This window comes from Pseudomonas sp. S5D5, from assembly GCF_003013355.1.
In the GTDB taxonomy this organism is placed as follows: Bacteria; Pseudomonadota; Gammaproteobacteria; order Pseudomonadales; family Pseudomonadaceae; genus Aquipseudomonas; species Aquipseudomonas aylmerensis.
This window is the reverse complement of the sequence record NZ_PTEO01000001.1, coordinates 1,797,627-1,817,376: the sequence shown is the minus strand read 5'-3', so window position 1 is coordinate 1,817,376 and position 19,750 is coordinate 1,797,627. Positions and strand designations below refer to the sequence as shown.

The window sequence follows — 19,750 nt, the reverse complement described above, 5'->3', positions numbered from 1 at the left end:
AACACAGCGAATCAAATGTGCGAGCGGGCTTGTTCACGAAAGCAGTCTGTCAGCCACCACAGATGCAGACTGACATACCGCCTTCGCGAGCAAGCCCGCTGCCACATTTTTAGAATTGGGATTGACGCGGCAGACGCTGGGACAGTTCGTCGAGCAGCTTCTGCTCACGCTTGTCTTCGATGGCCCGCGCCTCGTCGATGTAGCGCTGCACCAGTTTGCGCAGGCCTTCGACCCGCGCAAACGCTGCTTGCCAGCTCTCGCGGGCTTTATCGAGATTGTTCTGGTGCCAGGCCAGGCTCTGGCGCTGTTGGCCGACGGCGGTTTCCAACTGGTTGAGAAAGCCTTGGTAGCCCATCAGCCACTGGCCGGAAACGCCCTTGCTGCCGCGTTCGATCCATTGCTGCTGGTATTCGCTGCGAAAACGCTCGAGGTCGCCCAGCTTGCTTTCCGCCAGGCGCACCTGGCCCTGGAAATACCCCAGGCGCTGCACGGCGGTTTTCTCGGCCTTTTCGGCCATGTCCACCACCGGGGCCAGACGTGAGGAACGCGTGCTGGCCATGGCTTAGCCGCCTGGCGCCGGGGCGAAGATCGAGCCCAGGTGAGCTTCGCTTTCACCCATGCTGATCTTGTCGTTGAGGCCCTGGCGCAGGTAGGTCACCAACTGCGGTTGCAGGGCGATCGCCAGGTCGGTCTCGCGATCACCACCGGCCACATAGGCGCCGACACTGATCAGGTCGCGGCTCTGCTGGTAGCGCGACCACAACTGTTTGAAATGCTGCGCGCGCGCCATGTGCTCCGGCGTGACCACGGCCGGCATCACCCGGCTGATCGACGCCTCGATGTCGATGGCCGGATAGTGCCCCTCTTCCGCCAGGCGCCGCGACAGTACGATGTGGCCGTCGAGTACACCCCGCGCCGAGTCGGCAATCGGGTCCTGCTGGTCATCGCCTTCGGATAACACCGTGTAGAACGCGGTGATCGAGCCCCCACCGGCTTCGGCGTTACCGGCGCGCTCCACCAATTTGGGCAGCTTGGCAAACACCGACGGCGGATAGCCCTTGGTGGCCGGCGGCTCACCGATGGCCAGGGCGATTTCCCGCTGAGCCTGGGCAAAACGTGTGAGCGAGTCCATCAGCAACAGGACGTTCTTGCCCTTGTCGCGAAAATATTCGGCGATGCGTGTGCAATACATCGCGGCGCGCAAACGCATCAGCGGCGCATCGTCGGCCGGGGACGCGACCACCACCGAGCGCTTGAGGCCTTCTTCACCGAGGCTGTGCTCGATGAACTCCTTGACCTCACGACCCCGCTCGCCGATCAGCCCCACCACAATGATGTCGGCCTCGGTAAAGCGGGTCATCATGCCGAGCAACACCGACTTACCCACGCCGGTACCGGCGAACAGGCCCAGACGCTGGCCGCGACCGACCGTCAATAATCCGTTGATGCTGCGAATGCCCACGTCCAGCGGCACGCTGATCGGGTTGCGGTTCAGCGGGTTGATGGTCGGGCCGTCCATCGGCACCCAGTCTTCGGCCTTCATCCCGCCCTTGCCGTCCAGCGCGCGACCGGCGCCGTCGAGCACGCGGCCGAGCATGCTCATGCCCATGGGCAGGCGACCGGTATCAGCCAACGGCACCACGCGGGCACCGGGGGCGATGCCGGCCAGGCTGCCGACGGGCATCAGGAAAATCTTGCTGCCGGAAAAGCCCATGACTTCGGCTTCGACCTGCACCGGGTGGTAGCTGTCGTCGTTGATCACCAGGCAGCGGCTGCCCATGGCCGCGCGCAGGCCCTCGGCCTCCAGGGTCAGGCCGACCATGCGCAACAGGCGCCCTTCGAGGATCGGCTGGCCAGCCAATTCAGTGGCTTCGGCGTAACCACCCAGGCGTTTGGCGAAGCTGGTGCGATCAAGGCGCATCAGGGGCGTCCAGGTCCACACTCAGGTCAGGCTCGGCCGGGTGCAGGACTTGTTCGTGGAGTTGGTCGAACAGCTTGGCCATGATCTGGCTGATACGGGTTTCCACCGTCGCATCGATGCGGCTGTGCTCGGTCTCGACGCGGCAACCCCCTGGCTGCAGGGAGGCGTCCTCGACGATGCGCCAGGTTTCTTCATGGCGCTCGCGCAGGGCCTTGACCTGTTCGAAATCCTGCGGATTGATGTACAGCCGCACATTGCCGACGCCCAGCGGCAGCAACTTGAGCGCTTCGCGCATCACGCTTTCGATGTGGCTGGAATCGAGCACCAGCTCACGCTGGATCACCTGGCGGGCGATATGCTCCACCAGGCCGACCATGGCTTTCTCGATCTGCGAATCCTGCTCGGCGATGGGGTCGAACAAGCCGCCCATCAAGCGCTCCAGGCTGGCCAGCTTGACGGCGAGCGCCGCCTCGGCCTCCTGGCGCACCTTGAGGGTGGTGCTGCGAAAACCGTCTTTTTCACCGGCGGAAAACCCTTCGTTGTAGGCCTCCTGGCGGATGCTCTCCAACTCTTCCAGGGTCAATGGCTGGACTTCTTCCAGCGGCACTTCTTCCATTTCCGCAGGCGGCTCTTCCACCGGTTCCGGCTCGGGCTCCGGCACATGCGGATCGAAGCTGGGCAACGACCAGATGTCGAACCCGCCGACATCCCGCGCGCGAATCAGATCGCTGGGAGCCCCATCTTTGTTCGACATGAGTGGCGCCTTAAATCATTTCTTCGCCGCCCTTCCCGCCGAGAACGATTTCTCCGGCTTCGGCCATACGGCGGGCAATGGTGAGGATCTCTTTCTGCGCAGTTTCCACGTCGCTGACGCGCACCGGGCCCTTGGCCTCGAGGTCGTCGCGCAGCAGCTCGGAAGCACGCTTGGACATGTTCTTGAAGATCTTCTCCTTGACGTTCTCGTCGGAGCCCTTGAGCGCCAGCACCAGCACGTCGGAGGACACCTCGCGCAGCAGCGCCTGGATGCCACGGTCGTCGACATCGGAGAGGTTGTTGAACACGAACATGAGGTCTTCGATCTGGCCGGACAGGGTGTCGTCGATCTCGCGGATCGAGTCCATCAACTGGCCTTCGACCGAGCTGTCGAGGAAGTTCATGATGTCGGCCGCGCGCTTGATACCGCCCAGGGTGGTACGCGAGGCATTCGAGTTGCCCGAGAACTGCTTCTCGAGAATCGTGTTGAGTTCTTTCAAGGCCGCCGGCTGCACGGTGTTCAGCGACGACACGCGCAGGATGATGTCCAGGCGCACCTTATGGTCGAAGTGGCCAAGCACTTCACCGGCCTGGTCCGGGTCGAGGTACGCCACGACGATCGCCTGGATCTGCGGGTGCTCGTAGCGGATCACGTCGGCGACGGCGCGCGGCTCCATCCATTTGAGGCTGTCGAGGCCGCTGGTGTTGCCACCCAGCAGGATGCGGTCGATCAGGCCGTTGGCCTTGTCTTCGCCCAGGGCCGAGGTGAGCATCTTGCGGATGTAGCTGTCGGAGCCGACGCCCAGGCTGGTCTGGTCGCCGACGATCTCGACGAACTCACTCATCACCTGCTCGACCTGCTCACGGTGCACATTGCGCATCTGCGCCATGGCCACGCCAACCCGCTGGACTTCTTTAGGGCCCATGTGGCGCAGCACTTGGGCGGCGTCGGTTTCACCCAGCGACAGCAGCAATACAGCGGCTTTGTCGACCTTGGTGAGCTTGGCAACAGCGGCTCGATTATCACTCATCTGCGTTGATCCACTCTTTCACGACCTGGGCCACACGGCCCGGGTCTTCTGCCACCAGACTCTTGATTGCATTCAGCTGAGCGTCATAGCCTTCGCTCGGGCTTGGCAACAGGATGCTTTGCGGGCCGCCGAGGCTGACGCGGTCGTTGGCCAGTTCGCCATCCAGGCCGCCCATGCCACCCAACTCGACGTCGCTGCCACCGAAGGCCGCGAGTTGTTTCTTGCCGTTGCCGGTGATGTTGTTGAGCACCGGACGCAGCACGCCGAACACCAGCACCAGGATGAACAACACACCCAGCACTTGCTTGACGATGTCCCAGAACCACGGCTGCGTGTAGAACGCCGGGTCGGCGATCACTTCGCCACGCTCGGCGGAGAACGGCATGTTGATCACGCTGACGCTGTCGCCACGGCTGGCGTCAAAACCGACGGCGTCCTGCACCAGGCGAGTGAAGCGCGCCAATTCGTCGGCGCTCCAGGGCGCACGGGTAACCGCACCGTCAGCCGGGTTGACCTTGACCTGGTCATCGACCACCACCGACACCGACAGGCGATTGACACGGCCCTGCTGCTGCTTGGTGTGGCTGATGGAACGGTCGAGTTCGAAGTTCTTGGTGGACTGGTTACGCTTGTCCGCCGGGTACGGGGCGAGCATCGGCTGGCCGGTGGCCGGGTCCATGATCTGCTGGCCGTTGGCGTCCAGCAGCGGCTGCCCAGGTTGCACTGCACCAGCAGTCGCGGCAGCGCCACCAGTGGTTTGCGGCGCGGTGGCCGGTGCCGGTGGCTGGTTGCTCAGGGCACCCGGCACACCTTGCGGGCCATTGCTGGCGGTGCGTTGTTCGCTGGTCGACTGCTCGCTGCGCAAGGCCGGCTGGTCAGGGTTGAACTGCTCGGAGGTCGACTCGACGGCGCTGAAGTCCACATCGGCAGACACTTCAGCCTTGTAGCGGTCGTTGCCCAGCACCGGTTGCAGGATGTTATGCACGCGCTGGGTGAGCATGCTTTCCATGCGGCGGCTGTAGTCGAACTGCTTGCCGGCCTGGGTCAGCGCGGAGTTTTCAGCCTGGTCGGACAGCAGGTTGCCCTTCTGGTCGACCACGGTGATTTGCGACTTGCTCAATTCAGGAACGCTGGTGGCCACCAGGTTGATGATCGCCAGGACCTGGCCAGGCTCCAGGGAGCGGCCGGAAAACAGTTCGACCAGTACCGAGGCGCTTGGCTTGCGCTCATCGCGCACAAACACCGAGCTTTTCGGAATAGCCAAGTGCACGCGGGCGCCCTTGACGTTGTTGAGGCTGGAGATGGTGCGGGCGAGTTCGCCTTCGAGGCCACGACGATAGCGAGTGGCTTCCATGAACTGGCTGGTCCCCAGGCCCTGGTCTTTGTCGAGGATTTCAAAACCGATGTTGCTGTCGGACGGGGTCACGCCAGCCGCCGCGAGTTTCATCCGCGCCCGGGCCACGTCGTCGGCCTTGACCAGCAGAGCGCCGGAGTTGGGCTCCACAGTGTAGGAAATGTCGGCAGCCGACAGGGTTTCCATGATCTGCTTGGAATCCATGCCCGCCAGGCTGCCGTACAGCGGCCGGTAATCGGGTTGCTGCGACCACAACACCACGGCAAAACCAATCGCCACGCTGGCAGCCAGGCCGACCATCAGGCCCACCTGACGCAACATGGTCATTTCCGAGAGGTTTTCCAGGAACGACAGGCCAAACAGCGGCGGCTTGCCGTCTGCCTTGGCGGGTACGTTGTCCACGACTGCTTCTGCCATGACTTAAATCTCGTCCTTAAACCGGCATCTGCATGATGTCTTGGTAGGCTTGAACCAGCTTGTTACGCACTTGGGTCAGGGCCTGGAACGAGACGCTGGCCTTTTGCGAGGCGACCATCACATCGGTGAGGTCCACGCCGCTTTTGCCGATCTCGAACGCATTGGCCAACTGGTTGGAGGCTTGCTGGGTATCACTGACTTTGTTGATGGCTTTGCCGAGCATGTCGGCGAAGCTGCTTTGGCCCAATTCCGGCGCTGGCGCGACGGATTTCGGTTGAGCCATGGCATCCATTTGCATGGAGCGCATATCCAACATCAACCGATTGAACTCAATACCCTGGCTCATGACCTTCTCTCTCCCGACAACCCGCAAATTTTTGACACTACGCAGCAATTACTAGGGGAGGTAGCAACAAGGGTGCCAGCTCTGTAGCAACTCGTAAGAAAAGGCGACAAAGCTTGTCCGCCTTGTTACCGATCAGGTGGCGAAAAGATAAGCCTCGACATCCATCCCGGCGTCGCGCATCTGTGCCAGCTTGTAGCGCAGCGTGCGTGGGCTGATCCCCAGGCGTTCGGCGGCTTCCTTGCGGCGGCCGCGCTCGGCACGCAGGGTGTCGATGATCATCTGGAATTCGCGGCGACGCAGGTCATCGCCCAGGGCCCCGGCGGTCTCGGTTTCGGCGACCACCGGCACCGGCGCCAGGGTCGGTAGCGGCGCCGCGCCACTGCCCATGGCCAGGCAGAAATCCTGGGGCTGGATCAAGCCGCCCTGCTGCAAAATCAGCGCGCGCTGGATGGCGTTGTCCAATTCGCGCACGTTGCCCGGCCATGGATAGCCGATCAGGCACGCCTGGGCCTCGGCCGAGAGCCGCGCCTGGGCATGCTTCATTTTTTTGACGTGGTTGTTCAGCAGGCGCTCGGCCAGTGGAATGATATCCGCCGGCCGTTCGCGCAACGGACGCCAGGCCAGCGGAAACACCGAGAGGCGGTAGAACAGATCCTCACGGAAGCGCCCCGCCGCCACTTCACCGGCAAGGTCTCGATTGGTGGTGGCTACCACGCGGATATCCAGCTGGATCGGCTTGCGCGCCCCCACACGTTCCACTTCACGCTCCTGCAACACCCGCAGCAGCTTGGCCTGCAGGCCCAGGGGCATCTCCGAGATCTCATCGAGCAGAATGGTGCCGCCGTCCGCCTGCTCGAACTTGCCCGCCTGGGCCGCGATGGCGCCGGTAAAGGAGCCCTTTTCGTGGCCGAACAGCGTGGCTTCGAGCATGTTGTCGGGGATCGCTGCACAGTTGATGGCGATGAACGGTTGTTTGGCGCGCGTCGATTGCTGGTGGATATAGCGCGCCAGCACCTCTTTACCGGTACCGGACTCGCCGGAAATCAACACGGTCGAATCGCTGCGCGCCACGCGGGCCGCCAATTCCAGCAACTGCGCACTGGCCGGCTCGAAGGCAATCGGGCCCTCGCTGTCACTGGCCGTGATCACGCCCAGGGCATGCCGCGCCACCAGTTCGATCAGGGCCTTGGGTTCGAAAGGCTTGACCAGGTAATCCGCCGCGCCCTGGCGCATTGCATCCACCGCGCGCTCAACGGCGCCATGGGCGGTCATCAGCAACACCGGCAGTTGCGGCTGGCGCGCACGCAGCAGGCCGAGCAACTGGTGGCCGTCCATGCCGGGCATGTTCACGTCGCTGACCACCAGGCTGAAGGTTTCCTGCTCGACCGCCTCCAAGGCGTCCTCGGCAGAACCGACCGCCCGGTAGTCATGGCCCGCCAGCAACAGCGTGTCAGCCAATGCTTCACGCAGGGCGCGATCGTCTTCCACCAACAGAACCTTGATAGCCATTACTTTTTACTCCGCGCCTGCCGCGCATGAAAACAGCGGCAAGGTCATCAATGCACAGGTGCCACGCCCGACCCGGGAGTGCAGTTGCAATTCTCCCTGATGGGCACGTGCCACCGCCTTGACCACGGTCAGGCCGAGGCCGGTACCGTTGGTCTTGGTGGTAAAAAACGGCTCGCCCAGGCGCTGCAATACGACCGGGTCGATACCGCTGCCGCTGTCGCTGATGCACAGGCGCAGAGTTTGCTCGCGACTGTACAGGTGCACCTTGAGACGCGCGCCGGGGCCACTGGCCTGGGTGGCGTTTTCGATCAGGTTGAGTAGCGAGCCGACCAGGGTGTCGCGGTTGCACAGCAGCTCACCGAGATGGCTGTCGCACTGCCAGCGCACCTGGACGTCTTGAATATGCGTGGCGGCTGCAGCCTGCAGGGCCTGCATCAGCGCGGCCGGAGTGATGCGGTCAGTCAGCGGCAATTCGCCACGGGCAAACACCAGCATGTCGCGCACCTGGTGCTCCAACTCGTGCAAGCGCTCCTTGAGGCGCCCGGCAAATCGCTGGTGGGTGGCAGCGGGCAATTGCTCATCAGTCAAATGACTGGCGTAGATCAACGCCGCCGACAGGGGCGTGCGGATCTGATGCGCCAAAGAAGCGACCATCCGCCCCAGCGACGACAAACGCTCGTGGCGCGCCAGCTGGTCTTGCAGGTGACGGGTTTCAGTCAGGTCGTTGAGCAGCACCAGCTGGCCCGGCTCCGCATCCAGGGAACGGGTGGCGATGGACAAGCGGCGCCCGTCCTTCAGGGAGATTTCGTGGCCGTCGTCTTCGCGCGGCGCAAAGCAGCGCGTGATGACATGGCGCCACAACTCACCTTCCAGCGGCAGGCCGAGCATGTCGCAGGCCGCCGGGTTGGCTTCGCGCACACGGCCCTGATCGTCGATCACGATCACGCCGCCCGGCAACAGCGACAGCAGGTTTTGCAGACGGTTGGCCAGGCGCTCTTTCTCGGCCAGCTCTTCCATGCGCTGGGCACTGACCACCGCCAGCTCGCCTTTAAGCTCGGAGACCCGGGCTTCCAGCAGGCTGTAGGAGTCAGTCAATTGGCTCGACATCTGGTTGAACAGCGAAAAGGCCTGCTCCAGGCCATTGCGGCTGAGTTCTTCTACAGACGGGGCAGGCCCCTGCAGGACAGGGACCGAAGATAGTTGGGCGGCGTGGGGCATCATGCTCTCTCGCTTGGCTGACCGTCAGTTAAACGGAACGTTGCGAGGGCTGTAGCAATAGTTGTGCCGAAAAAAAACCGCTGAAATTTCAGCGGTTTGGAAAACAGGCGTCAATCATCCGCCTGTTCATCACCTTCTTTGCGGCTCATGCCGTACTTGCGCATCTTCTCAACCAGGGTGGTTCGGCGGATGCGCAGGCGCTCGGCAGCCCGCGCGACGATGCCATTGGCGTCGTCCAACGCCTGCTGGATCAGCCCCTGTTCGAGGTTGCCGAGGTAGTCCTTGAGATCAAGGCCTTCGGGCGGCAGCATGGCGGTGGAGCCGAAGTCCGGGGTGTGGCCGTTGATGGCGACCCGCTCTTCCATGTCACTGCGCAGGCTGTCGACCAGTTGCTCGTCTTCATCGTCGACGTAGCGGAATTTCTTCGGCAACTCGACCACGCCGATCACGCCGTAGGGGTGCATGATCGCCATGCGCTCCACCAGGTTGGCCAGCTCGCGGACGTTACCCGGCCAGCCGTGGCGGCACAGGGACATGATCGCCGCCGAGTTGAAACGGATCGAGCCGCGCTTTTCGTGTTCCATGCGCGAGATCAGTTCGTTCATCAGCAGCGGGATGTCCTCCACGCGCTCGCGCAGCGGGGCCATCTCGATCGGGAATACGTTGAGGCGGTAGTACAAGTCTTCGCGGAAGCTGCCCACCTCGATCATGCTTTCGAGGTTCTTGTGGGTGGCCGCGATGATGCGCACGTCGACGCTTTGGGTCTTGTTGCTGCCCACACGTTCGAAGGTACGTTCCTGCAGCACGCGCAGCAGCTTGACCTGCATCGGCAGCGGCATGTCGCCGATTTCGTCGAGGAACAGCGTGCCGCCGTTGGCCAGTTCGAAACGCCCGGCACGGCTGGTGATCGCCCCGGTAAAGGCGCCCTTCTCATGGCCGAACAATTCGCTCTCCAGCAGCTCGGCCGGGATCGCCCCGCAGTTGACCGGCACAAAAGGCCCGTCGCGGCGCTTGGAGTGATAGTGCAGGTTGCGTGCGACCACTTCCTTGCCGGTGCCCGACTCGCCGAGGATCAGCACGCTGGCGTCGGTGTCGGCCACTTGCTGCATCATCTGGCGCACGTGCTGGATCGCACGGCTGGTGCCGACGAGGCTGCGGAACAGGTTGGGTTCGCGGTGGCGACCGCGCTCGCGCGCCTGGTCATACATCTCGCGATAGACCTGGGCACGGTGCAGGGAGTCGAGCAATTTGCTGTAGCTGGGCGGCATTTCCAGGGTGGACAGCACGCGGCGGCGCTGGTCTTCAGGCAGGTCGATGGAAGAAATATCGCCCATCAGCAACACCGGAAGGAACTCATCCCAGGTTGACAGTGTCTTTAACAAGCCCAAAACAGCGCCAGGAGCGTTCACCGTCCCGATCAGCACACAAATGACTTCACGGCTCGATGACAATGAGCTGACCGCCTGCTGCCAATCATGGCTGCCGCAGGGCAAATTTTCTTCGCCAAGAAAATTCAAAATCACCGCTAAATCGCGGCGGCGGACGCTATCGTCATCAATCAGCAGAATTTTGGTTTCACGCCACATGCAATAGCAACTTCCCTAGTAAAACGCTCTGCCCCAAGAGTGAGGGCAATCGAGACGCCTGTAAGACTTCATGCCTTACTAGACGTCTGAAATCTGAAAACAGCACTAGTTAAGTCAAAAATGCTGGCACAGTCAAATATATGACGCGCCGTTCGGATTAACTGAGCTCATTCAGCCGAACAGATGGTAAACCTTTGACGCATTTTTCGCTTGGTTGATCTGCGACATCTCTTCGAAAATCGCCTGCCGCTCGCCCGTCGTCACCTCAAGCAATTGCTGGTAAACCGCGAGCAGGCTCTCAAGCTTCTCACGCAACGCATCCTCGTCGACCGGCGCCTCGCTGAGCACCTGCTCGATCACGTCGCGACACCCCATGTCGAGCTCGCCAATCGCGTCCCAGTTACGGTCCGCCAGCGCGCCCATCAGCGCCTCACGGGTTTCATCAATGCGTTGCAGTGCTTGGCTCATCACATAGTCCTCAAGGCCCTCAGGCCCTTCTCTGCTGCGCCTTACTCGGTTACAGCCTGTGGCGCGGCGATGGCATCCCAGCCTTCTTTCACGGTAATCAACAAACGCGCCACTTCGTCGATCATGTCGGCGTCGTTATGCAGGTTCGCCTCCATCAGGCGGTTGGTCATGTACGCGTACAGACTTTCCAACTGCTGGACGTAAGCCGGGTTATCACTTTTTTCTGCATCCAGGCCGTCACGCAGCCCGATCACGATATCGATAGCCTTGCCGAGCATCAGGCCCTTCTGCGCGATGTCACCACGCGCCAGTGCACCTTTGGCCTGGGCCATGCGGTCCAGCCCGCCTTCCATCAGCATCTGCACCAGGCGATGAGGGCTGGCTTCGGAGATCTGAGCATGGGAATTGACCTTCTGGTATTGGCGAAGGGCTCTCATGGGATTCATGTTTCTACCTCGTGACAGGCGACAGCGAAAAGGGGTTTCAGTAACCAATATGTCGACGGGTTCGCAAAAAGCTTTAGCACCAGTCGTCTCTCGATAAAAAAAGGCCAGGCAGGTTGCCTGGCCTTTTTTTATTCGCAGCGATCAACTATTGGTCTTTGGGTTGTTCAGCGCATTGAGCGTGGTCATCACACTGGTGCTTTGCTGGCGCAACTGGGCAACCAAGGTGTCCATGGCGTTGTACTTGTCCGAGAGGCTCTTGGTCAGCAGGTCCATGCGCTCGTCCAGGGAGGACTGTTGCTTGGTCAGGTCCTTGAGCGTGTCGGACAACGAGGTGGAACGCGTTGCCAGGATGCCGGTGGTGGACTTGGCGTAGTCGTCGGTGGCGCTTTTCATGCGCGCCAGCATGCCGCTTGGGCCGGTGAACATGCTGTTGATATCGGCAGCGTTGGTTTTTACCGCTGCGTCCCACTTTTTGTCGTCGATGCTCAGCAGACTGGTGCTCGAGTTGGTGACCACACCGAATTGAGCCAGGGACTTGAACTGACCAGTGCCCGACAGCGCGTTGAACTCATTACGAATCGCCGCCTGGAGCGAACGCATGGTGGAGTCGCCCGTCAGGGTCGCCCCCGTGGTGCTGCCATCGAGGTTGGTGGTGACCTTTGTTTCGGCGTTCATGGCGGTGATCAGGGCGTTGTAGGTGTCGATGAAACCCTTGACCCCAGACTTGAGCGCGGTGTTGTTGGTGCTGACGGTGATGAGGGTCGCGTTTCGCTCAGGGTTTGTACTGGTATCCCCCGCAGTCTTGAGCGCCGAAACCGATACCAACTTGATATTCACACCGCTCAACGCGCCTTCGATGTTGTTGGTTTTGGAAACAGACGCAACGCCGTCAATGGTGTACAGCGCATCCAATGGTTTATCAACGACCGTCGAGCCAGTGTCCAATCCCGAATTACCCGACAACTTCAGGTCCGATCCCGTGCCCATGGTGGTCGAGGTCAGGATCAACCGCGAGCCGTTGGAGTCGGTCTGGATGTTCGCACTCAAACCCGATGTGCCGAACTGGGTATTGATCGAGTCACGCACCTGCTGCAAGGTTGCGCCAACGGGGATACTGACGTCGTAGTTCTTGCCGGACTGGCTGATAGTCAATGTCGTCGGCTTGTCAGTGGTATTCACCACCGTCGATGTGCCGCCCTTGAAGTTTTGGGTCGACAGCTTCGAGGCCTGGGCAAGCTGACTGACAATCAACCGAAAGCTGCCGTTGGAAGCCGTGTTGCTCGCCGTCATGGTCGCAACTTTTTCATCCGAAGACGAACCGGTCAAACCCGTGAAACTGGAACTCGCCGTCATAGTATCCAGCGCACCACGAAACGCATCCAGCGCCGCCTGAATCTTGCCGATCGAAGACAGCGTGGTGGTCGCCTTCTGGGACGCGGTATTGATCTGCGTCTGCTTGGGCACCTTTTCGGCGTTGACCAAGGATGTCACGATCGCTTGCGTATCGATGTTCGAACCGATACCACTTACCGTTGAACCCGCCATCATCTATCTCCTGTTCGGTGGCTGCCGTTATCTTGACTTATTACGCCTCAAGACAACTCAGCAACAAGTTTCATGCCAGCTCAAGCCTTGTCGTCAAACAACACGTGGCTTGCGCTGGAGAGGCTCTGTGCCAGTTTCAATGCCGTTTCCGACGGAATCTGGCGAATCACTTCACCATTGTCGGTATTGATGACCTTGACCACCACACGGTGAGTCGTGTCATCAATGGAAAAATCCAGGCTGCGCTGGGCAGCTTGTACGAATTCGCGAATATCGGTTACCGCTTTTTCCAGGTCCGCACGCTCAGGCTGTTTGCCGATGGCGGGGGCTTCCTGGACTTGGGTGGTGCTTTTGTCGGCTGCCACCTGAACAGGCGCGCTCTGAGGTGCAACCGGCGGATAAGACTGGTTCAGCTTTACACTCATGTCCATGTCCAATCTCCTCTAAACCGAAAAAACGGAAGGGCACGTAGACGCGCCCTTCCGTTAGTTACCAAGCGCTGGGATTACTGAAGCAGTTTCAGTACAGCGGATGGCAGCTGGTTAGCCTGCGACAGGATCGCGGTGGAAGCCGACTGCAGGGTTTGTTGCTTGGTCAGTTCGGCGGTTTCGGAAGCGAAGTCGACGTCCTGAACGGTGGAACGTGCAGCGGTGGAGTTCTTCTGAATGTTCTGCAGGTTGTCTGCAGTGGTAGTCAGACGGTTCTGGGTAGCACCCAGGCCCGAACGAACGCTGTCGATGGTGCCGATGGCCTTGTCGATTACAGCCAGGGCGTTCTGGGCAGAAGAAGCGTCGGTCACGGTGGTGTCAGAGATGGTGGTCTTCTCTGCCACAACGCTGGCTTTACCGAACAGACCAGTTACACCATCAGCAGTACCGGCAGCCAGGGAGTAGCCTTTAGCCGAATCAAGCGATACCTGACCGGTAACGGTAGATGCTACGGTAGCAGACAGGGCAGTGAACTTCTCAGCAGGTGGAGTAGCGGTATCGAACGTGTACTCACCCTTACCGTTTTTGGCGTTAACCGAAACAGCGTCAGCGCCGGTACCAGCACCAAATACCAGGTTCTCGCCAGAATCGGATTTGATTTCCAGGGTGTCGTTAACTTCATCGTAGTTGACGCTGATACCCAGTTTAGCGGAGTTGGATTTCAGCTGGTCAGCCAGGCTGGCGTTATCAGTAACACCGATGAAGCTTACTTCTTTGCCATCACCAACGGTGAGCTTGAAGTTGGCAGAAGCAGGAGGTGTAGCACCAGTGGTCTTAGTGGTATCAACCTTCAGTTTGACTTCGGTGCTGGCGCTTGCAGTCAGGCCACCGATCGAACCATTGAGCTGGGCAGCGATGCTTTTTGCGGAAGCGCCTTCAAGGTAGCTTACGGTTTTGGTCTGGCCGTTACCTGTTACAGTAATGTCGCCTGCAGCCAAACCTTTCTCGGTGATAGCAACGTCAGAACTTTTAACCTGCTGAGAACCAATTTTGTTGGCCGCAACGTTTTCCAGGCTCAGGTTGATGGTTTCGTTGGCGTTGGCGCCAACCTGGATAGCTTTGGTACCGTACGAACCGTCCAGCAACTTCTGGCCACCGAAGGTGGTGGTGTTGGAGATACGGGTCAGTTCCGAAGTCAGAGCCTGGTATTCGTCGTTGTTCGACTTACGGTCGTCAGCGCTGAGGGAGCCAGTAGCGGAGGACAGAGCCAGGGTACGCATTTTCTGCAGGATGTCGGTCGAAGCCTGCATCGCGCCTTCAGCGGTCTGAGCGATGGAGATACCGTCGTTCACGTTTTTTACTGCTTGGCCCAGGCCGTTGATTTGGCTGGTCAGGCGGTTAGCGATCTGCAGGCCGGCAGCGTCGTCTTTAGCGCTGTTGATACGCAGGCCGGAAGACAGGCGCTGCATGGAAGTGGCCAGGGCGCCGCCAGCTTTGTTCAGGTTGCCCTGAGTAGTGATCGAAGCAATGTTGGTGTTTACTGTTAAAGCCATGACGAAATCCTCGTTGGATGGATACTGCGGCTTCCGGCCCTGGCAACCGCCGGGTGTGGCCTGAGAACCTACGTAATAGTTATCGTCGTGGTGGGCAGTTGCTTGAGGATTTTTTTTGATTTTTTTACTGGCGCCGTGCCATCCCTTGCAATTCAAGGGTTTACGCCTGCGCAAAACCCAACAAACATTGGCTTTTCTGGCGCCAAATAAAAAACGCCGATGATCTTTCGATCATCGGCGTTTTTGTTTGTCGCTATTAAAGCGTCACGGGCGATAGAGAATCGCCGAACCCCACGACAGGCCTACCCCGAAACCGCTGATGGCCACGCGTTTCCAGGTAGCGTCCATCACGTGCTTTTCCAACAGCAGCGGAATGCTCGACGACACGGTGTTACCGGTCTCGACCATGTCCTTGATGAACTTGTCCACCGGCGCATCTTCGAAACGACGCGCCACGGCGTCGACAATCGCCGCACTGCCCTGGTGAATACAGAATGCATCGATGTCATCGGCCTTGAGCTGCGACTCATCGAGCAACTCGTGCAAATGCGCCGGCACCTTGAGCAAGGCAAAGTTGAACACCTGGCGACCATTCATGAAGAACACGCCATCGCTGACCTTCAGGTGCGGCGCGCCGGAACCGTCGGTGCCGAACTTGGACTTGCCGAGCAACCACGGTGCGTCTTCGCCCATCCAGGTAGCGGTGGCGGCGTCGCCGAACAGCATGGTGGTGTTGCGGTCTTCCGGGTCGACGATCTTCGAATACGGGTCGGCGGTGACCAGCAGGCCGTTTTTCAGGCCAGCGGCTTCCATGAAGCCCTTCATCGCGTAGATGCCGTAGACATAGCCAGAGCAGCCCAGGGAGATATCGAAGGCGGCGACGTGAGTCGGCAGGCCCAGTTTGTCCTGGACGATGGCGGCAGTGTGGGGCAGGCCCTCTTCGTCGCCGTTCTGGGTGACGACGATCAGCGCGTCGATGGACTCGCGCTTCAAATCCGGGTTGTTGGCAAACAAAGCGTTGACCGCCTCGACACACAGGTCAGAGGTTTCCTGCGCCGCTTCCTTGCGTGGCAGGAAGGCCGAACCGATCTTGCCAATGATGAACTCTTCATCCTTGGCGAATTTGGCACCCTGGGCGTAGTTATCGATCCCGTCTGCCGGCACGTAACTGGCGATGCTTTTTATGCCAATCATTGTGGCTTCCCAATACTAAATAGCTGGAGAACACCCCCGGACCACGCCTGGGGTGCTGACAATAAAGGGGATAACCCCATAAAAATCTCGCTGAAAGCCGCCCCGCACGGACCCTGTGACGACTTATCCTTTTCACACGATACAGTGAAGATGCGCTTTATGACTCACAGGTCACTCAATTTTGTGTGCTTTATGCAAAACCTTCAAACAATTAAATCCCAGAAACGACAACGGCCCAGCCTGTTTCCAGGCTGGGCCGCTTGACATGCCAGCGCTTACATCTTGTTGAACAGGCTCAACTGCGAGACTTTCACAAACGCCAGTTGCGAGGCTTCCAGCATGGTTTGCTGCAAGGTCAGGTTGATCGCCGCCTCGCCCATGTCGACGTTGGCCAGCGCACTCATGGTGCTGGTATTGGCCAGGCCGACGCTGGTGTTTTCGCTGGCCTGCACCGTCAGCGCGTTCTGCCGCGCGCCGATGGAACCGCGCACGTTGTCGACCTGGTCGGACGAACTGGTGAGGTTGGCGACCGCCGCATTCAAGGCGTCCTGGAGCTTGACCCGCGCGCCCGGGATACCGTCTGCCGGCTGTTGCAGGGCCTGGCGGAGTTGGCCCAGGGTGTCGAGGGCGTTCTGGGTTTTCTGGGTGCTGTTGCCGATCGAGAACTGATCGCCCACATTCGGCGTGCCGCTCACCTCGAAGGTGACCCCCGCCGCAGTGATCGTGTTCGGAGCCGGTGGAGTGCCGGCGTTGATCACGCCCTCGCCAATCGACTTGCTGTTGGCGGTGTACGGCTGGGCATAGACTTTATATGCCGTCGCGTCGGTGTCATCGAACTTGATCAACACGCCGCTGTTCGGAAAGGTGCTGGCGTAGCCGGCCGCGCTACTGACCTGGCCATTGGTCAATTGCGCCGAGGAGGTGTTGCTCGGGGTCCGCGAGGTGTTGAAGGCGTCCGGCTTGGCGCTCAGGCTGAATTCGCGCCCGGCGACCAGCGCATCGGCGTCAGGCCCGGTGGCGGTATCGGTGAGGTCGACGGTGATATCGAACTTCACCCCACGGATGTTGATGCTGGCACTGCCTTCCTTGGTTGAATCGAACGTACCATTACCTGGCAGCTGCGAGGTAATGTTGTTGTTGTCCTTGTCCGTCACCACGTACTGGGTGCTGCTGGTAAAGGTCACCTTGTACGGCTGGCCATCGGCGAACTGCTTGGTGTAGTCGATGCCCGAACCCACCAGGCCCGCCGAAATCGCGACCTTGTGATCATCCACCAGCGGCGGCGAAATCGCCGGCGGCACAGGCGCAGTCGCAGGTGCGAGGTAATTGGACTGGGTACGACTGGTGTTGACCGCCCCTTCGAGGATGGTCTTGCCGGTGTCGCCGGTGCGCACGTTGAGCGTCTCGGAGACTTGCAGGCTCAGCTCGTTTTCGTCGCCCTGATAGCTATAAGTGCCATCGTTGTTGCGCGAGTACGGCGGTGTATCGGTCTTGGAGCCCGAGAACAGGTAGTTGCCCGCCGAATCCTTGCTGTTGAGCAAGCCCAGCAGTTGATCTTCAAGCGCGCCCACCTCGACCGCAATCGACTTGCGGTCGGCATCACTGGTCACGCCACCGGCGCGCAGTGCCAGCTGGCTACCGGCCTGGATCGTGTTACTGATCGCAGTCAGGACGCTTTCTTCGTTGGTCAGCGTATTTTGAATGCTGGTGATATTGCCGCTGAACTGGGCCAGCATGTCTTTCTGCTGTTGCAGCATCAGCAGGCGCTGGGCGGCAACGGGATCATCCGCGGCGGTTTGCACACGCACGCCGGAGCTCGCCTGCTGCTGCGCCTTGACCACGCTGGAGTAGTTATCCGTATAGCGCGTGGCACTGGTGTCGAAGTACTGCTGTGTAGAAATGCGCATCGTCCCAGGCTCCCTTAAAGACTATTGATCAGCGTACTGAAGGTTTCTTGCGCAGCCTTGATGATCTGCGACGACGCGGTGTAGTACTGCTGGAACTTGATCATGTCGCCCGCCTCTTCGTCCAGGTTGACCTGGGACACCGAGTTGCGTGCGTTCTTGTTGGCCGTCAACAGCGCGGTGGTAGCCGTGGTGTCGGTGGTGGCCGCAGCGGCCTTGGCGCCGACGGTCGACACCAACTTGCTGTTGGCCCCCACCAGGCTGAGCCCGCCACTGCCATCCGCCCCAACACCGACGGTCGCCTTGGTCTGCAGACCGATCAGCGCCTGGGCGTTGCGGTTGTCGGACTTGCCGGTGGCATTGAACGAGAACGAGGTGCTGTCACCGCTGGTCGGCGAACCGGCCACGGTGGTGTCGAAGCTGAAGCTCTTGGCCGGGACGAGCAATGTGCCGCTGGCATCGCGCATCGGCACATTGATAGTGATCTTGTTGGCTTGGCCCGGAACGATAGTGCCCGTGCCGATAGGCTCACCCTTGGCGTTACTCAGGGTGTAGCTCTGGGTGCCATCGGCGGCTTTGTCGCCGAATACCATTTTCACCGGCATCGAGTTGGCGATCCCGACGCGCAGCTGCGCGGCGTCAGCCCCGCCCTCGATGTCGATGGGCACCGTCAGGGTCGGTGGCGTGAACGTGCCGGTGCCCTGGTTGCTCTTGCCGGCCTCGCCCTGCAACGGCGCGGCAAACGCGATCTTGCTCGGGTCGGTCAGCACGGTGCCGATTTCCTTGGCGCCGTTGGCGGTCGGGCTGACCTTGAAGCTGTCACCCTCTTTTACCCCGGCCGCGCCGTTCTTGATCGTCAGGGTAACCCCGTCGATTACCGGCGGCGGCGTGGCGCTCAGATCGTAGGTACCCATGGCCTTGCCGTCGGAACGCAGCACGGTGACCTTGTTGAGGTTGGTGCCATCGTTGAACGAGACCTTGTAGTCGAAATTGGTCAGCTTGCTGCTGTCCGCAATCGTCACGCCCAGGCTAGCGTCACCCGTGTTGCCTTGTGCCGCCTGGCTGCGCAGGGCGACGGACGCTGCGTTGTTGATGTCCTTGAACATCGAGGCGCCGAATTCACCGTTGAGGTCCACGCCCTGGCCCAACTGGCTGTTGATCGCGTCGGCGGTGACGATGGCAATCCGACCCAGGTCGTTGATCGCCGGCATCAGCACGTCGCTGCGATAGCGCAACAGGCCGCCGATGCTGCCGCCGCTGATCACGTTGCCCAGGTCGACGGCGGTGTTCCCGGCCATGTTGAGCTGGATCGTGTATTGGCTGGTGTCGCCTTTGCTCGGTACTGCAGAAATCGTGTTGGACTGGTCACCCAGCACCAGCGATTGACCGCTGCCGGTGCTGACACTGAACACGCCGTTTTTCTCGCTGGCGGTCACGCCAATCAACTCGTTCAGCGAGCGCACGGCCTCGGCACGCGCATCCAGCAGGTTGGCCGGCGTGGTGTTCGACGAGCCCTGGACCTGGTTGATCTGCTTGTTCAGGGAAGCAATCGACGACGTCAGCTGATTGACCTGGTCGGCCATCGAGGTCAGCTGGCTGTTGATGGTTTCTTTCTGCTGGCCCAACTGGTTGGAGATCGAGTTGAACCGGTTGCTCAAGGTCTGGGCGTTGGTGAGCAGAATCTGGCGGGCCGACGTATCGTTGGGGTTGGCCGACGCCGTCTGCACGGCAGCGAAGAACGAACTGAGCACGGCCGACATGCCGGTGGTCTTGTCCGACAGCGTCTTGTCGACGGCACTGACCTGGTCCAGGTACGCCGCGGCATCGCTATTGAGCGCGGTGCTGTTCTGGTAGGCGGTGTCCAGGTACTCGTTGTACACCCGACGCACGTCAGCCAGGGTCGTGCCGCTGCCGATGAACACGCCGCCGTACGGGTTCGACGCATTGGCGCTCTGGGTGGTCTGCTGACGCGAATAGCCCGCGGTATTGGCGTTGGCAATGTTATTACTCAAGACCGACAACGATCCTTGAGCGGCGTTAAGCCCTGACATCCCGATACTGAGCAAACTCATGGTTC

Annotated in this window: 17 protein-coding genes; all 17 read right to left on the bottom strand. The window is 60.5% G+C overall.

Annotation, left to right across the window (positions count from 1 at the left end):
- Window positions 1-109: 109 nt before the first annotated feature.
- The 17 genes from fliJ to flgK all read right to left on the bottom strand — a co-directional run bounded on the left by fliJ (window position 110) and on the right by flgK (window position 19,745).
- Window positions 110-559 carry a flagellar export protein FliJ gene (fliJ, locus tag C9990_RS08705; RefSeq protein WP_065909807.1) on the bottom strand — a complete coding sequence of 150 codons (450 nt, stop codon included), beginning with the start codon at window positions 557-559 and terminating at the stop codon, window positions 110-112.
- A 3-nt stretch (window positions 560-562) separates the two neighbouring features.
- Complete coding sequence (gene fliI / locus C9990_RS08700; protein ID WP_065909805.1) at window positions 563-1,921, bottom strand: flagellar protein export ATPase FliI; 1,359 nt, start codon at window positions 1,919-1,921, stop codon at window positions 563-565.
- Entirely contained in the window at window positions 1,911-2,675 is a 765-nt protein-coding gene (gene fliH / locus C9990_RS08695; protein WP_106803035.1) for a flagellar assembly protein FliH, read from the bottom strand. Before fliH ends, fliI begins: the two co-directional genes overlap by 11 nt.
- Window positions 2,676-2,685: 10 nt before the next feature.
- Entirely contained in the window at window positions 2,686-3,705 is a 1,020-nt protein-coding gene (gene fliG / locus C9990_RS08690) for a flagellar motor switch protein FliG (protein WP_010208743.1), read from the bottom strand.
- A complete protein-coding gene (gene fliF / locus C9990_RS08685) occupies window positions 3,698-5,476 on the bottom strand; it encodes a flagellar basal-body MS-ring/collar protein FliF (RefSeq protein ID WP_065909802.1) in 1,779 nt (592 codons plus the stop codon). The genes fliG and fliF overlap by 8 nt, the downstream gene beginning before the upstream one ends.
- A 16-nt stretch (window positions 5,477-5,492) precedes the next feature.
- Window positions 5,493-5,822 (bottom strand): flagellar hook-basal body complex protein FliE, encoded by a 330-nt coding sequence (fliE, locus tag C9990_RS08680; protein ID WP_065909800.1) that lies wholly within the window; start codon window positions 5,820-5,822, stop codon window positions 5,493-5,495.
- Between the two features lie 132 nt (window positions 5,823-5,954).
- Window positions 5,955-7,331 (bottom strand): sigma-54 dependent transcriptional regulator, encoded by a 1,377-nt coding sequence (locus C9990_RS08675; RefSeq protein WP_065909799.1) that lies wholly within the window; start codon window positions 7,329-7,331, stop codon window positions 5,955-5,957.
- A gap of 6 nt (window positions 7,332-7,337) precedes the next feature.
- Complete coding sequence (locus C9990_RS08670; RefSeq protein WP_106805615.1) at window positions 7,338-8,549, bottom strand: PAS domain-containing sensor histidine kinase; 1,212 nt, start codon at window positions 8,547-8,549, stop codon at window positions 7,338-7,340.
- Between the two features lie 110 nt (window positions 8,550-8,659).
- Window positions 8,660-10,135 carry a sigma-54 dependent transcriptional regulator gene (locus C9990_RS08665; protein WP_065909797.1) on the bottom strand — a complete coding sequence of 492 codons (1,476 nt, stop codon included), beginning with the start codon at window positions 10,133-10,135 and terminating at the stop codon, window positions 8,660-8,662.
- A 171-nt stretch (window positions 10,136-10,306) separates the two neighbouring features.
- Window positions 10,307-10,603 carry a flagellar protein FliT gene (fliT, locus tag C9990_RS08660; RefSeq protein ID WP_028617332.1) on the bottom strand — a complete coding sequence of 99 codons (297 nt, stop codon included), beginning with the start codon at window positions 10,601-10,603 and terminating at the stop codon, window positions 10,307-10,309.
- A gap of 41 nt (window positions 10,604-10,644) precedes the next feature.
- Window positions 10,645-11,049, bottom strand: coding sequence for a flagellar export chaperone FliS (gene fliS, locus C9990_RS08655; RefSeq protein ID WP_065909795.1), 405 nt, complete (start codon window positions 11,047-11,049; stop codon window positions 10,645-10,647).
- Window positions 11,050-11,190: 141 nt separating this feature from the next.
- A complete protein-coding gene (fliD, locus tag C9990_RS08650; protein WP_065909793.1) occupies window positions 11,191-12,594 on the bottom strand; it encodes a flagellar filament capping protein FliD in 1,404 nt (467 codons plus the stop codon).
- 80 nt (window positions 12,595-12,674) lie between these two features.
- A complete protein-coding gene (locus C9990_RS08645) occupies window positions 12,675-13,025 on the bottom strand; it encodes a flagellar protein FlaG (protein WP_065909792.1) in 351 nt (116 codons plus the stop codon).
- A 74-nt stretch (window positions 13,026-13,099) separates the two neighbouring features.
- Window positions 13,100-14,575, bottom strand: coding sequence for a flagellin (locus C9990_RS08640; RefSeq protein WP_065909790.1), 1,476 nt, complete (start codon window positions 14,573-14,575; stop codon window positions 13,100-13,102).
- Window positions 14,576-14,839: 264 nt separating this feature from the next.
- Window positions 14,840-15,769, bottom strand: coding sequence for a ketoacyl-ACP synthase III (locus C9990_RS08635; RefSeq protein ID WP_106803034.1), 930 nt, complete (start codon window positions 15,767-15,769; stop codon window positions 14,840-14,842).
- Between the two features lie 275 nt (window positions 15,770-16,044).
- Window positions 16,045-17,676 carry a flagellar hook-associated protein 3 gene (locus tag C9990_RS08630; protein ID WP_106803033.1) on the bottom strand — a complete coding sequence of 544 codons (1,632 nt, stop codon included), beginning with the start codon at window positions 17,674-17,676 and terminating at the stop codon, window positions 16,045-16,047.
- 14 nt (window positions 17,677-17,690) lie between these two features.
- Window positions 17,691-19,745: a flagellar hook-associated protein FlgK gene (gene flgK, locus C9990_RS08625; protein WP_106803032.1), complete on the bottom strand. Its 2,055-nt coding sequence runs from the start codon at window positions 19,743-19,745 to the stop codon at window positions 17,691-17,693.
- Window positions 19,746-19,750 lie beyond the last annotated feature (5 nt).